Genomic DNA, 245 nt, shown 5'->3' on the forward strand with positions numbered 1-245 from the left:
GCTTAAACAGTACGATGACATAAAGTTAAATATGCCACGCCCGATAACCAGCGCAATAACCACAAATGGCGCATAAGTAAGTACCTGGCTGTTACGCTCGTTTAAACCTTCATCGATAAACGGCTTCATCAGTTGAATGAATAATGCATCCATACCTGAATAACCTATCATTCCTATAATCGCGACAATGGCAATCGACTTATAAGCGCCAACGTAAGAAACAAGCCGTTTATATATTTGTGTAG

General features: G+C 40.0%; 1 protein-coding gene. It reads right to left on the reverse strand.

The window, feature by feature from the left end; all coding sequences use genetic code 11:
* Nucleotides 1–245: hypothetical protein (locus SB765_RS32705; RefSeq protein ID WP_410932901.1), on the reverse strand; the 245-nt coding region annotated here is incomplete at both ends.

The organism is Pseudomonas sp. SIMBA_067, assembly GCF_046534675.1.
Classification (GTDB): Bacteria; Pseudomonadota; Gammaproteobacteria; order Pseudomonadales; family Pseudomonadaceae; genus Aquipseudomonas; species Aquipseudomonas putida.